We start from the raw sequence: 14749 nt of genomic DNA, 5'->3' as shown, positions 1-14749 counted from the left end.
TGACCCTGATGCATCCTGGCGAGAATAGGGGCGTTCCGCGAGAGGATTTCCTTCACCTGACGGCCGAGAATTCTCCGATGATCGACTGGAACACGATCGATACCGTTTTCCTGGATATGGACGGTACCTTGCTCGATCTACATTTCGACAGCCACTTCTGGCTCGAGCACCTGCCACGTCGCTACGTCGAGCTGCATCGGCTGGATGATGCGCACCGCTCGGCGCTGGAAGCGCGAATCCTCGATGCCCGTGGATCGCTGGACTGGTACAGCCTGGCGCACTGGAGTCGCGAGCTATCGGTGGATATCGTCGCGCTCAAACGCGAGGTCGCGCACCTGATCGGTTGGCGCGCCGATGCGCTGGCGTTCATGGAGTGGCTCAAGGCGGCGCCGGTGAAGGTCGTGCTGGCGACCAACGCCGATCGTGAGAGCCTCGGGCTGAAATTGCCGCTGACCGGGCTGGATCGCTACGTCGATCGCATCGTGTCGTCGGCGGATGTCGGTGTGCCCAAGGAGCAGCCGGCATTCTGGGACGCCATGCAGGGACTGCATCCGTTCGACCCTGCGCGGAGCCTCTTCATCGATGACAACACCGAGGTGCTGGGCAGCGCGCAGCGTTACGGCATCCGCCATCTGCTGGGCATTCATCAGCCCGACAGCCGCAAACCGGGGTGTAAGCATCCGACGTTTACCGTCGTCGAGCGCTTCGCGTCGCTGATGCCTGCAACGCCGGCTTGAACCCGGGACCAGCGGCCCCCATCTAGGCAGGTCGAGGTAACAGACCCATGAGTGAAACGATACGTATCGACAAGTGGCTGTGGGCTGCGCGGTTCTTCAAGACGCGCCAGCTGGCCAAGAAAGCGATCGAGGGTGGCAAGGTTCGCTACAACGGCGGCCGTGTGAAAACCAGCCGGGCCGTCGAGGTCGGCGCGCTGATCGAGGTGCCGCAAGGCTGGGATCATGCGACCGTCGAAGTCCTGGCGCTGTCGGATCAACGCCGTGGCGCCCCCGAGGCTCAGGCACTCTATGCCGAGACGCCGGACAGCATCGATCGTCGCGCGCGCGAGGCGCACCAGCGGAAGTTGGCCAATCAACTGATGCAGCCGCCGATCAAGCGCCCCGATAAACGCCAACGTCGTGATATTCACCGCTTCCAGCGCCAGCACGGCGACGACTGAACGTTCGGCGCCTGCGCCTTGAACGGTTTCCGACATCCCTTCTGCCATGGCCGGACGAGCGTCAGCGATTCGTCCGGCATCCGACGAGATCCGATTGATGAACGATGAAATTCAGCGCTTCCTCTTCGATGACACCAACGTACGCGGCGAGATCGTGCAATTGGAGACCGCCTACCGGGAAGTGCTTGAGCGTCAGGACTACCCCGAGCCGATTCGATATCAGCTGGGTGAGTTGTTGAGCGCGGTTGCCTTGCTGACCGAGACCGTCAAGCTCGATGGCACGGTCAGCCTGGAAATCCGGGGCAAGCAGGGCGTCGATGTGTTGATGGCCGAATCCAGTCCCGGCGGGCAGCTGCGGGCCATCGCACGTTATGACGAGAATCAGGTATTTGCCGACAATGCGACGCTGCGCCAACTGGTGGGCGACGGACAGATCGTGATTACGCTCGATCCTGCCGAAGGCAATCGCTATCAAGGCATCGTGGCGTTGGAGCACGACCGGTTGGCGGGCTGCCTGGAAGAGTACTTCGCGCAGTCCGAGCAGCTGGCCACTCGCCTGTGGCTGAGCGCCGATGGCGAGCGCAGCGCTGGCCTGCTGTTGCAGCAGTTACCGAACGACGCCTCCAATCGTGACCCCGACGCCTGGGATCGCGTCGTTCACCTGGCCGCGACGATTACTGCCGAGGAAATGCTGACGCTGCCGGCGCAGGACGTGCTGTATCGACTGTTCCATGAAGAGACCACCCGGGTGTTCACGCCCAAGCCTCTGGCGTTCGGCTGCACCTGCTCGCGGGAGCGCATCGCCAACGCCCTGCACACTTTCGGGGCCGACGAGCTGCGCAGCATTCTGGATGAGCAGAAAGCCATCGATACGCAGTGCCATTTTTGTCATACGCAGTACCATTTTAGTGCGGCAGAGATCGAGGCGATCATCGACTCCCCGCAGGCGCCGTCGCCGACGCTGCACTAATACCGGCGCTCGGTGGTAGCCGGGCTTCGATCAAGGCGGAATTGACATCGAGCGTTCGGCGTTTGCGCGCCGGGCGCTTTTTGCCATAATGGCGATCCTTTTTCGCCCGCCAGACGCCGAGGTCGCCTGTCCCAGAGTGATGTCACCGGGACGGCGGATCTTCGACGCTGTGATAAAACACGAACAGAGGCCTTAGCGCCCAGGATTGGACAATGACCACCTCTCAAGCCTTCCAGGCTGCCGGCGATTCCCGCTCCGCCAAAGCGCACACCAATTTGACCACCGCCGAGCTGGTCGAATATGCCCTTGTCAGGGGAGAAGGCGTGCTGGCCGCCAATGGTGCACTGGTGGTGGAGACGGGAGCGCGTACCGGACGCTCTACCCTGGACCGCTTCATTGTCGAGGAGCCCTCCACGTCGGATCTGATCGACTGGGGGCAGGTCAATCGTCCAATCGGCCCTGATGTTTTCGATGCGCTATGGGAGCGGGTCGAGGATTATCTGGCGGGCGGCGATACTTTCGTTTCGGAGCTGCATGTCGGCGCCGATCCGGAGTATTACCTGCCGATCCGCGTCGTCACGCAGACGGCCTGGCACTGCCTCTACGGGCGCAATCTCTTCGTGCGTACCGACAACTGGAATCCTAAGGACAAGAGCGAGTGGACGGTGCTAAGCGCGCCCGATTTCGTCTGCGATCCGCAGCGCGACGGCACCCGCTCCGAAAGCACCGTGATGATCAATTTCGCACGGCGCCGAGTGCTGCTGGCGGGCATGCGCTATGCGGGCGAAATGAAGAAGGCGATGTTCTCGGTTCAGAACTTTCTGCTGCCGGAGAAGGACGTTCTGCCGATGCACTGCAGCGCCAACGTCGGTGAAGATGGTGAAACCACGCTGTTTTTCGGCCTTTCCGGCACTGGCAAGACGACACTGTCGGCGGATCCGGAGCGCTACCTCATCGGCGACGACGAGCATGGCTGGGGCGAGGGCACCGTCTTCAACTTCGAAGGCGGCTGTTATGCCAAGACCATCGATCTATCGCGCAAGAACGAGCCGATCATCTGGAATGCCATTCGCTTCGGCACCGTCCTGGAAAACGTGGTTCTGGAGGCGGATCGGGTGCCTGACTACTCCGACGACAGCCTGACCCAGAACGGCCGTGCCGGTTACCCGCTGGAGTTCGTCGACAAGCGCATCGAGGTGAATCGTGCCGGCGAGCCTAACGCGATCATCTTTCTGACCTGTGACATGAGCGGCGTGCTGCCCCCGGTGTCGCTGCTCACCAAGGAAGCGGCGGCCTATCATTTTCTATCCGGCTACACCGCCAAGGTCGGTTCGACCGAGATGGGCTCCACCAGCGGCCTGGAAGCGACCTTCTCGACCTGCTTTGGCGCGCCTTTCTTTCCGCGCCCGGCACATGAATACGCCGAGCTGCTGATCAAGCGTATCGAGGCGTTCGAATCCCGCGTCTACCTGGTCAATACCGGTTGGAGCGGCGGTGCCTACGGCCAGGGCGGCAGCCGCTTCAGCATTCCGACGACCCGCGCCATCATCCGCGCGATTCAGGAAGGCGACCTGAGAAATGTCGAGACCCGTCATATCGACGGTCTCAATCTCGACGTTCCGGTGGCGGTGGAGGGTGTCGATGCCAAACTGCTCGACCCTCGCGACGCCTGGGCCGATCAGGAAGCCTACCGCGAGCAGATGAATGCGCTGGTGGCCAAGTTTACCGCCAACTTCACCAAGTTCGATAACGTCGATACGGCGATCCTGGCGGCCGGTCCGCAGGTGCTCTAGCACGCGACAACGCTGCCGATAGCGCCGATGGGGACGCTGACAGCCTCGAGGATGAGGCGGCCAGCCTGCTCGCCGGCGCTGATAGCCCGATCGCTGATGTTTGAAGTGCCGGATCGAAAACCTTGAGTCGTCACGTCCGACGATTGCACGGCAGCCATTGACGGGGATGACCATCGGTCATCCCCGTCCGGTTTCCGGCACGCCGGCAGCGTCGAGGTGTGAGCCATTCGCGCCGGTGTGCTAACGTGGCGCGATCCTACCCATCGTGATGGTTTTCATGTCCAAGATCCAAACCGCAATCATTGCGTTGATCGCCGAAGAACTCGGCGTTCGCCCGCTTCAGGTCAGTGCTGCTGTCGAACTGCTGGATGGCGGCGCCACCGTCCCGTTCATCTCCCGCTATCGCAAGGAAGTCACCGGCGGTCTCGACGATAGCCAGCTACGGGCGCTGGAAGAGCGGCTGCGCTACCTGCGTGAAATGGAAGAACGCCGCGAAGCGATCCTGCAGGCGATCGACGAGCAGGGCCAGCTGACCGAGATGCTGCGCGCCGAGCTGAATTCGGCGACCACCAAGCAGCGCCTTGAAGATCTTTACCTTCCCTACCGCAAGAAGCGTCGGACCAAGGCGCAGATCGCTCGCGAGGCGGGACTGGAGCCACTGGCGGACCGGCTGCTGAGCGATCCGAGTCTCGACCCGGAGCGCGAAGCGGCGGCGTTTGCCGATAGCGCTACCGGTGCTGGCCACGGCATCGAGGACGCCAAGAGCGCGCTGGACGGGGCCAAGCAGATACTGATGGAACGCTTCAGCGAAGCGGCCGAACTGGTCGGTCGCCTGCGGGAACGGCTGTGGGAAGACGGCCAGCTTCGCGCCCGGGTGGTCAAGGGCAAGGAGGCGGAAGGGGCCAAGTTCTCGGATTACTTCGAGCACGACGAAGGTCTCGCCAAGACGCCTTCACATCGGGCGCTGGCGATGTTTCGAGGGCGCAAGGAGGGCGTGCTGTCGCTCTCGCTGGCCATGGCCGGCGAAGACGACGCGCCGATTCATCCTGCCGAGGTAGCGATCGCGCGTCATGTCGGCATCGATCTGGGGGCCGAGCAGGCCGCCTCTCGGTGGTTGAAAGAAGTGGTCCGCTGGAGCTGGCGCGTCAAGCTCTACACGCATCTCGAGACCGAATTGATGGGTCGGCTGCGAGAGCGCGCCGAGCAGGAAGCGATCGATGTCTTCGCCGCCAACCTCAAGGATCTGCTGCTGGCAGCACCGGCGGGACCGCGTACGACGCTGGGTCTCGATCCGGGTCAGCGTACCGGGTGCAAGGTTGCCGTGGTCGATGCCACCGGGCGTTTCCTCGAGGAAGCGGTGATCTACCCTCACGCGCCGCAGAAGCGCTGGGACGAGGCGCTGGCCACCCTGGTCACGCTGGTCGAGCGCCATGAGGTGTCGCTGGTGGCGATCGGTAACGGGACCGCCAGCCGCGAAACCGACAAGCTGGCAGCCGAACTGGTCAAGCGCGTGGCGCGGCGCCAGCTCACCAAGGTGATGGTCAGCGAGGCCGGAGCGTCGGTCTATTCCGCGTCGGAGCTGGCGGCCAAGGAGTTTCCCGATCTCGATGTCTCGATTCGTGGCGCGGTATCGATTGCCCGCCGGCTGCAGGATCCTCAGGCCGAACTGGTCAAGATCGACCCCAAGTCGATCGGCGTGGGGCAGTATCAACACGATGTCTCCCAGGTGAACCTGTCCCGCAGTCTCGAAACGGTGATCGAGGACTGCGTCAACGCCGTGGGCGTGGATCTCAATACCGCCTCCAGTGCGCTGCTTTCCCGAGTCTCGGGCCTCAGCACGATGCTGGCCGACAATATCGTCGCGCGGCGTGATCGCGAAGGCCCGTTTCGGACTCGCAAGGAGTTGCTCAGCGTCGACAGACTGGGGCCCAAGACCTTCGAGCAGTGTGCCGGCTTCCTGCGCATCATGGGCGGCACCAATCCGCTCGATGCCAGTGCCGTGCATCCGGAAGCCTATCCGCTGGTGGCGCGCATCGCCGAACGCAATGGGCGTGAGCTGGGCGGTCTGATCGGGGATAGCCGCTATCTCAAGTCACTCAAACCGTCGGATTACGTCGATGACGCGCTGGGAATCGATGCGACGTTCGGGTTGCCGACGGTGATCGATATCCTGGCGGAACTCGACAAGCCCGGTCGCGATCCGCGCCCGGAATTCAAGGCGGCAACGTTCCGCGAGGGGGTCGAGAAGCTTGGTGATCTCGAGCCCGACATGCTGCTGGAAGGGGTCGTGACCAACGTCACCCACTTCGGGGCCTTCGTCGATGTCGGCGTACATCAGGATGGCCTGGTGCATATTTCCGCACTGGCCGACAAGTTCGTCGACGATCCGCGCCAGGTGGTCAAGGCCGGCGATATCGTCAAGGTCAAGGTGATGGAGGTGGACGTGGCCCGTAAACGCATCGGCCTGACGATGCGGCTCAGTGACTCAGCGGGTGAGAAATCGCCAGCGGGCGAGCGTCGATCGAGCGGCGGCCAGTCGCGGGGTGGCGAAGCGAATCGGGGTCGTCAAGCGCGTCAGGGCAACGGCGACCGTCAGCCTGCGCAGCCAGGTGGCGCGATGGCCGAGGCGCTGCGCAAGGCTCAGCGGCGGACATAGCGTCGGAAGCGGCGTCGAACATGTCGCCGGGAATGGCGTCGACGGAGAAGTCGTTAGCCTTGAAAGTGCTATCGCCGCCTCCATAATGAGATTTTGCTCGAGGCGGACCGGACAGGAACGAGTCCCGGCCGCCTCGTCGACGCACGGACAAACGGGGGAGTGCTGCTCCTCCAACGAGATAAGGTGTTGAGCGTGTCTGATCAACTCGCCAAGAACGTTGGCCAACTGATGGCGCCGGCCCGCAAGGGATTGCTGGGTCGCCTGCGCCGTGGCATCGAGAAGGAAGGCCTACGCGTCGATGCGAAGGGTGCCATCGTGCAGACCTCTCACCCGCATGCGCTCGGTTCCAAGCTGACCCATCCGCATATCACGACCGATTATTCGGAAGCGCTGCTCGAGTACATCACGCCGGTTTACTGTCGTCCCGCCGATGCACTCTCGTTTCTGGGCGATCTGGTGCGTTTCACCTACCGCAAGCTCGATGACGAGTGGCTGTGGCCGGCCAGCATGCCGGCGCGGCTGGCGGGTAACGACAGTATTCCGATCGCCGATTATGGCACGTCCAACGTCGGTACCATGAAGTATGTGTACCGCAAGGGGCTCGACGCGCGATACGGCCGCATCATGCAGTCGATTGCCGGAATCCATTACAACGTGTCGCTGCCGGACGATATCTGGCCGATGCTGCAGGAAATGGAAGGTCGCCAGGAGGAGTCGCTGCAGGGCTTCCGTTCGACGCGTTACTTCGACCTGATTCGCAACTTCCGTCGCAACAGCTGGCTGTTGCTCTACCTGTTCGGTGCTTCGCCGGCACTGGATCGGAGCTTTCTGGGGGAAGAGGGCGGCGATGACCGCTGCGACAAGCTGAAGCCGCTGGGCGACAAGACCCTCTATGCGCCCTACGCCACCAGCCTGCGCATGTCCGATCTGGGTTATCAGAACAAGGTGCAGGAGCAGTTGAAGATCTGCTTCAACTCGCTCTCCAACTATGTGGGGACGCTGCGCAACGCGATCTCGACCGAATGGCCTGGCTATCGCCGGATCGGCGTCGATGTCGATGGCGAATGGCGGCAGCTCAGTGCCAATATCCTGCAGATCGAGAACGAGTATTACAGTGACATTCGGCCCAAGCGCGTGGCGCGACATGACGAGACGCCAACTCAGGCCCTCGAAGCGCGCGGCGTGGAATATATCGAGGTGCGCTGTCTCGATTTGAACCCGTTTCTGCCGCTGGGGATCGACGAGCCGCAGATGCGTTTCATGGATACCTTCCTGCTCTGGTGCCTGCTTTCCGATAGCCCCTGGATCCCTGACGAGGAGTGCGACCGCCTGGACGACAATCGCCGGCTGGTCGTCGAGCAGGGGCGCGATCCGGCGCTCGAGCTGCAGATCGGGGATCGTCGGGTGTCGCTGCGTGTTCGCGGCCACGAGATCATCGAAGGCATGCGCAAGGTGGCCGAATTGCTCGATACCCTCGAGGGAGACGATCTTCATGTTGCCGCGATTGCCGCCATTGCCCCGCGCCTGGATGACCCCGAGTTGACGCCTTCCGCGCAGATGCTGCGTGCCTTGGAGGCGCATGGTGGCGAGTGGGCGGATTTCATTGCCGATCTGGCCAAGGAGCAGGCGCAGCACTGGCGTTCGACGCCGATGGACGAGGCGCGCGCCGAACTGTTTTCCCAACTGGTCGAGACATCGCATCAACAGCAGCATGACATCGAAGCCGAAGACAGGCTCTCGTTCGGCCAGTTTCTCGCCGAATATTTCCAGCGGGCGAGGGAACCTCGGTCGGCGACGTGAGTCAGTGAACCATTGGCGTTCATCGAGCGTACCCAGGATCGACTGTCGTCGAACGTACTCGTGACCGGCGGTCGTCGAGGATGAAAACCGCCGGCGCGAACGTGCGCCGGCATTCAGTGGGAAAGGACATGCAAATCAAGCATTGGATGGCACAGGCCAGTACTCGTCAGTGGTGTTTGCTGGGCCTCTTGATGTGCTGCTTCATGATGGCCGTCGCTCTCTATCTCCAGTATGGCGTCGGCCTAGAGCCTTGCCCGCTGTGCATCTTTCAACGCGTCGCGGTCATATCCGCGGGTGTCGTGTTCCTGATCGGCGCGATTCACAACCCCGCACGCGGCGGCCGTCTCGTCTACGCGGCGCTCTCTCTGTTGGCGGTGCTGGGTGGCATCGGCGTGGCGGGTCGGCACGTGTGGCTGCAGACGCTGCCTCCGGATAGTGTCCCCAGCTGCGGACCGGGTCTGGATTACATGATGGACATGCTGCCATTGTGGGACGTCATGGCGCGGGTGCTGCACGGCTCCGGAGAGTGTGCGTTGGTCGAGGGGTCGCTGTGGGGTGTGACGTTGCCGCAATGGACGCTACTGGGTTTCGTCGTCCTGGGCATCATTCCGGTGATGATGATCGTGTCCCGATTGCGCTACAGTGGCAAAACGGTTCGCGAACCGGTGGGGCAGGCGTCCTGAATCGGGTTCGATGCCTCCCGGGAAACAGGCGACGAGGGAGAGTCTGATCATGCTGGAAGATTGCAAAACCGCCCAGGAACGGTGGGGTGGCGTTCATACGCTGATCGATCGATGGCTGGACCAGCGCCACGACATGCTGGTGACACTGGTCGATCTCCGCGAATTCTGCGATGGCGATCTCTCGGCGGTGTCGAAAGAGCGCATCGATGCTTTCAGCGAAGCCTTGATGGATTACATCAGCGCCGGACATTTCGAGATCTATCCACAGCTGCGCGAGGAGGCTAGAGCCTTCGACGACCGCGAAGCGCTCGACGTGGCAGACAAGCTATTGGCCCGTGTCGATGCATCGACGCAGATGGTGCTCGATTTCGATAACGAGTACGCCACGCCAGCGCGCTGTCAGCGCTATACCGACCGTCTTCCCGGCTGGCTCGATAAGCTGGGCGCGACGATGACAGAGCGCTTCGCGCTGGAAGACCAGCTCATCAGCCGTCTGCATGCGGTCCATGCGCCTTCCGCTGCCGACGTGGCGAAGGCGCCTGACGATCGGTCCGTTCGCACCGACTGATGGTGCCTTTCGTTCTACCTGAAGCCCCGGCCCTGGTCGGGGCTTGGTCTTTGTGACGTCGGCAGACTGTCGCAACCCTCCATGCCTGACTCGAACACGGCTCGCCACGCTCGAACGCCGCCGAGGACTAGCGCAGAGACAGTATGCGCCACGCCCGCTCACTCGCCAGGGCTCTGAGCTCGTCGTCGGGATCGACCGCCACCGGCTGGCTCACGGCCTCCAGCAGATAACGATCATTGATCGAATCACTGTAGAACCAGGCGTCGTCCAGGGTCAGGGTGGGGTGATCGTCCAGCCACTGCATGACGCGCGTGACCTTGCCTTCGCGGTAACTGGGAACCCCTTCGACACGACCGGTGTAGCGCCCATTCTCGCGCTCCGCTTCAATGGCAATGAGATCGTCGACGCCGAGGCGCTCGGCGATGGGGGCGGTAATGAAGCGGTTGGTCGCGGTGACGATCAGCAGGAAATCGCCCCGTTGACGATGCCACGCCAGCAGCGTCTCGCCCTGCGGCAGAATATGGGGTTCGATCCTGCAGGCCATGAACTGCTGGTGCCAGGCGTTGAGTTGCGCCTCGCTATGCTCGCTCAGCGGTTTCAGCGCCATCGAAAGATACGCCATGATATCCAGCTGGCCGGCTTGATAGTCTTGCAGATACTGATCGTTGGCACGGCGATAGCTTTCGCCGTCCACGGCGCCCTGTTCCACCAGGAATTCGCCCCAGGAATGGTCGCTGTCACAGCTCAGCAGGGTATTGTCGAGATCGAAGATGGCCAGGCTCAAAGGTGGGCTCCCGTGTTGGCGTGCGGCGCGTCTTGGTAGGTCGAAGTCTTTTTGGCCAGGTCTTTTCGGCCAGGTCTTTTCGACAAGTCTTGTCAGAGAGGTCTGTCAGTCAGCTCCCGACAGTGTCGAACGCTTGTCGCTTCAGCGATGAATACGAGCGCTCGGCAGTATCGCAAACTCCCGCCCCTTTGCCCACGCGCGCATCCCGGCAACGGCTCGAGAAGCCGCTGTCGTCAACGTGGCCTGAGGATAATCCCCTATGAAGCTATGCCTCAACCTGACCGATCGGGATTCCGATGGGGCAGTGGGTGCAACCGAAGGATTTGAGTGAAGGTTTTATGGCCGGTTGGCTTAAGGCGTATTGATGCCCTTTCTCGCTTTGTGGAAGAATGATCCCAACGACGATTGAGCTAAGGTGAACGCTGTGATAGACGCCGATGGCTTTCGGCCGAACGTTGGCATCATCATTGCCAACTGTGACGGCCAGCTGCTCTGGGCGCGTCGGGCGGGACAGGAGGCGTGGCAATTTCCGCAGGGTGGTATCAATGCTTGCGAGACGCCGCATCAGGCACTCTTCCGGGAACTGGAGGAAGAGATCGGGCTGACATCCAAGGATGTCGATGTCGTTGCCTGTACGCGAGGATGGCTACGCTACCGTCTGCCCCGGCGCATGGTCCGGACACACTCGAAACCGATCTGTATTGGCCAGAAACAGAAGTGGTTTCTACTGAAAATTCGCTGTCACGACAGTCGGGTTTGCGTGGATAGCACCCCCAAGCCGGAATTCGATGGCTGGCGATGGGTGAGTTACTGGTATCCTTTAGGGCAGGTGGTCTCCTTCAAGCGTGAGGTCTACCGACGCGCGTTGCGGGAGCTGGCGCCAGATTTTCATCGACTGTCGCTGGAGGAAATGGCCAGGCTGTAGAACGACCCTGCTGTTTGAGTTCACGGGCCACGCTCCCCGATTCTGATGCCGATATCCGGTTGAGGTTTCGGGGATTGGCGCTGTCCACCCGAAGCCACCACGAGGATCTCCTCGCCCACAAGAAAAAGGCCCATGCTCGATACTCTTCGCCGCATCGTTCAGGAAGTCAACGGCGCCCGTAGCCTGGATGCCGCGCTGGCCACCATGGTACGTCGCATCCGTAAGGCGATGCGCACCGATGTCTGTTCCATCTACCTGTTCGACCGCGAGCGCGATCGTCTGGTGCTGATGGACACCATTGGCCTGCGAACCCAGGCCGTAGGCGTGGTGACGATGCGGCTCGGTGAAGGGCTGGTCGGACTCGTCGGTCAGCGGGAAGAGCCGTTGAATCTCGAGGATGCGCCTGCGCATCCGCAGTTCCGTTATTTCGTCGAGACCGGAGAGGAGCGATTCTCGAGTTTCCTGGGTGTGCCCATCATCCACCAGCGGCGAATGCTGGGCGTGCTGGTGGTTCAGCAGCAGGAAAAGCGTCGCTTCGACGAGGGCGACGAGGCGTTTCTGGTTACCATGGCGGCGCAGCTGGCCGGCGTGCTGGCTCATGCGCTGGTATCGGGGACGCTCAATCGCCGCGCCGAGCCTGACGGTCAGGCGATGTTTTCCGGCGTGGCGGCATCGCCGGGCATGGCCATCGGCGAGATCGTGGTGATCGCGCCGCCGGCGGACCTGGATAGCGTTCCCGATCTGATCCCCACCGACCCGGATGCCGAGGTGGTTCGCCTGCATGCGGCTCTGGCCCACGTGCGCGAAGATATCCGCAAGGCCGGCGCGCGCCTTGCCAGCCGTATTTCCACCCAGGAGCTGGCGCTGTTCGATGTCTATCAGCAGATGCTGGGCGATGCGGCGCTGGGCAACGAGGTCGAAAAGCGGATTCGCGAAGGGCAGTGGGCGCCGGGGGCGCTGGCCGATGTGGTGCGGCGCCATACGCAATACCTGGAGCGGGTCGACGACGGCTATCTTCGCGAGCGAGCGGCGGATATCCGCGATCTGGGGCGCCGCGTGCTGGCGCGTCTGCAGGAAGGCAATGAACTGACGCCATCGACCTACCCCGACAATGCCATTCTGGTAGGTGACGAGATCAGTGCGGCAACGCTCGGCGAGCTGCCCAGGGGGCGTCTGGCGGCGCTGGTCTCGATTCGCGGCTCCAGCAATTCGCACGTCGCCATTCTGGCCCGCGCCATGGGCATTCCCACCGTGCTGGGCATGGTCGATCTGCCGCTGCCGCGCATCAACGGGGCAACGGCGATTCTCGACGGACACCGGGGCCGGCTGTTCGTGCGGCCCGATGCTCAACTGGCCAAACGCTATGAACGCCTGATCAAGGAGGAGCAGGCGCTGGCGGAGGTGCTCGAGCACGAGCAGCATCTGCCCAGCGAGACCTCCGATGGCTACAAGATGCCGCTCATGGTCAATACGGGGCTGGCGGTGGATGTCGTGGCGCAGCTCAAGCCACGGGTCAGCGGTGTCGGCCTGTACCGGACGGAAGTCCCGTTCATGATGAACGAGCGCTTCCCCAGCGAGCAGGAGCAGACCCGCCTCTACCACGAGCAGCTTTCCAGCTTTGCACCGCTGCCGGTGGTCATGCGAACGCTCGATATCGGCGGCGACAAGGACCTGCCTTATTTCCCGATCAACGAAGCCAATCCGTTTCTTGGCTGGCGAGGCATTCGGGTCACGCTCGATCACCCGGAAGTGCTGATGGTGCAGATGCGGGCGATGCTGATGGCATCGCGCGAGCTGGACAATCTGCGCATCCTGCTGCCGATGATCACCAGTGTGGACGAGGTCGATACCGCACTGCGCCTGCTGGCGCGAGCTCGCGAGGAACTCGCCGAGGATGGCATCGAGGTCGCCTCGCCCAAGGTCGGGGTGATGATCGAAGTACCGGCCACGCTCTACCAGTTATCGGCGCTGGCGGAGCGCGTCGATTTCTTCTCGGTGGGAAGCAACGATCTGACCCAGTATCTCCTGGCGGTCGACCGCAACAACGCCCGAGTGGCCAGTCTCTACGACGCCTGTCACCCGGCAGTGCTCAATGCCCTGGCGCGCCTGGCGACGGAGAGCCAGCAGCTCGGCGTGCCGGCCTCCGTCTGCGGCGAACTGGCCGGCGATCCCGCCGGCGCACTGCTGTTGATGGGCATGGGCTTCGACGCGCTGTCGATGAACGCGCCCAGCCTGCCTCGGGTGCGAGCGGCCATTCGGCGCGTCAGTATCGAGGATGCGCGCTCGCTGGTGTCGGAAACGCTCTCGTTGCCGACCACCGCGGTCGTCAGAGCGCACCTGCGCCAGCGGCTGAACGATTGGCAGATAGGTCACCTGCTTCCGCCTCAGGACTGATCCGTTCCCGTTGCGCGCGTCGCCAATCGCGTGATGTTGTCTGCCGGCACGCCGCCAGGGTCGAATCGCTGCTCTTCCAGCATCGTGTTCCCTGCAGCGGCCGTCACCAGCGTGGTGGCTCGCGTCCCGTAGTGGTAGCCCTCGATGAATGCCGGCGAGAGAACGCGTTCGAGATCCTGGCCGACGCCGGTATCGGGGAGCTCGTCGAGCGGTGCCTGGCGGGCATCGCGCATGGCCGACCACAGGTCGACTCGCCAGTCCGGCGCCGTCAACGCCTGTTGCAGGGCGTGCCGCGCCTGAACGAGCTTGGGCCAGGGCGTGTCGAGGCTGGCGTTGGACAGGCCGTGAATGCCGGCGGACACGAGTTGCCAGTGGGTGACTCGATGGTCGTGATGAAGCGTCCACAGCCGATGGCCCGACATCAGCAGCAGGTTGAATCCGGCGTACCGTTCGGCGCCGCCCGCGGCCAGGGTTTCCAGCCAAGCGACCGGATCGTCGGTCTCCAGCGCCTGACGCACCAGTTCGCCTCGGCTGGGCGCGCCGGGTGCCGCGGCCGGTCCCGGTTGGCGAACGTTGGTGAGCGCGGCCACGCGCGAGGGCGTCGCGGCAAGCCAGGTTCCCCCGCCCTGCAGGTCGCGGCCACCGATCAGTTCGGCGTCAGGCCAGCGATGCAGTGCCTGGGCTGGCCTGGCGTGGAATTCGTCGCGATTGGCAGCGAGGCGCAATTTCACCTCGGATCGAGGCTGCCAGTCGAATACGATCAAGCACATGGCATGGATTCCTGATTGGCAAAGCGATCCGGTCGAGAGACGGTGCCATGACACCATCCTGGCGGCAGCGTAACATGAGCATGCTAGCGATCCGCGGTCGAAATCTCTGCCCGGTTTCGGCGTTCGATCTTTGGCTCTCGCTCTCAACATCAACCGATACCTTGCGCCTACAGGATCGCTTCATGCCAGCCTTCACCATTCCGGCCGCTGCGCCAACCCGCATGGGTGC

General features: G+C 62.8%; 12 protein-coding genes. 10 read left to right on the top strand and 2 right to left on the bottom strand.

Translation table 11 applies throughout. From position 1 onward, the window contains the following. The first annotated feature begins 77 nt into the window (after positions 1-77). From DOM36_RS17180 to rsd, 8 genes are all read left to right on the top strand, one after another. Positions 78-737, top strand: coding sequence for an HAD-IA family hydrolase (locus DOM36_RS17180; RefSeq protein WP_075571209.1), 660 nt, complete (start codon positions 78-80; stop codon positions 735-737). A gap of 47 nt (positions 738-784) precedes the next feature. Then, on the top strand, positions 785-1177 hold the full coding sequence (locus tag DOM36_RS17175; RefSeq protein ID WP_075571208.1) for a S4 domain-containing protein: 393 nt from the start codon (positions 785-787) through the stop codon (positions 1175-1177). Positions 1178-1274: 97 nt separating this feature from the next. After that, on the top strand, positions 1275-2147 hold the full coding sequence (gene hslO / locus DOM36_RS17170; protein WP_075571207.1) for an Hsp33 family molecular chaperone HslO: 873 nt from the start codon (positions 1275-1277) through the stop codon (positions 2145-2147). Positions 2148-2359: 212 nt separating this feature from the next. Continuing rightward, positions 2360-3940 carry a phosphoenolpyruvate carboxykinase gene (locus DOM36_RS17165; RefSeq protein WP_110643808.1) on the top strand — a complete coding sequence of 527 codons (1581 nt, stop codon included), beginning with the start codon at positions 2360-2362 and terminating at the stop codon, positions 3938-3940. A 277-nt stretch (positions 3941-4217) separates the two neighbouring features. Beyond that, positions 4218-6596, top strand: coding sequence for a Tex family protein (locus DOM36_RS17160; protein WP_110643862.1), 2379 nt, complete (start codon positions 4218-4220; stop codon positions 6594-6596). Between the two features lie 228 nt (positions 6597-6824). Then, on the top strand, positions 6825-8396 hold the full coding sequence (gshA, locus tag DOM36_RS17155) for a glutamate--cysteine ligase (protein ID WP_232823914.1): 1572 nt from the start codon (positions 6825-6827) through the stop codon (positions 8394-8396). Between the two features lie 128 nt (positions 8397-8524). Continuing rightward, positions 8525-9079: a disulfide bond formation protein B gene (locus tag DOM36_RS17150; RefSeq protein ID WP_110643806.1), complete on the top strand. Its 555-nt coding sequence runs from the start codon at positions 8525-8527 to the stop codon at positions 9077-9079. A gap of 49 nt (positions 9080-9128) precedes the next feature. Continuing rightward, a complete protein-coding gene (gene rsd, locus DOM36_RS17145; protein WP_075571205.1) occupies positions 9129-9647 on the top strand; it encodes a sigma D regulator in 519 nt (172 codons plus the stop codon). A gap of 127 nt (positions 9648-9774) precedes the next feature. On the opposite strand, the gene DOM36_RS17140 is transcribed toward rsd, so the two are convergent. Beyond that, positions 9775-10431, bottom strand: coding sequence for an HAD family hydrolase (locus tag DOM36_RS17140; RefSeq protein ID WP_110643805.1), 657 nt, complete (start codon positions 10429-10431; stop codon positions 9775-9777). Between the two features lie 424 nt (positions 10432-10855). On the opposite strand from DOM36_RS17140, the gene DOM36_RS17135 reads away from it, so the two are divergent. Continuing rightward, entirely contained in the window at positions 10856-11356 is a 501-nt protein-coding gene (locus tag DOM36_RS17135) for an RNA pyrophosphohydrolase (RefSeq protein ID WP_075571286.1), read from the top strand. Positions 11357-11488: 132 nt separating this feature from the next. Then, positions 11489-13750: a phosphoenolpyruvate--protein phosphotransferase gene (gene ptsP, locus DOM36_RS17130; protein ID WP_110643804.1), complete on the top strand. Its 2262-nt coding sequence runs from the start codon at positions 11489-11491 to the stop codon at positions 13748-13750. On the opposite strand, the gene DOM36_RS17125 is transcribed toward ptsP, so the two are convergent. After that, positions 13741-14520, bottom strand: a complete 780-nt coding sequence (locus DOM36_RS17125; protein WP_075571202.1) for an NRDE family protein — start codon at positions 14518-14520, stop codon at positions 13741-13743. The two genes, ptsP and DOM36_RS17125, sit on opposite strands and share 10 nt — an antisense overlap. Positions 14521-14749: the final 229 nt, after the last annotated feature.

It is taken from the genome of Salinicola sp. CPA57 (genome assembly GCF_003206035.1).
GTDB lineage: Bacteria > Pseudomonadota > Gammaproteobacteria > Pseudomonadales > Halomonadaceae > Salinicola > Salinicola socius.
This window is presented reverse-complemented; position numbering and strand designations above follow the sequence as displayed.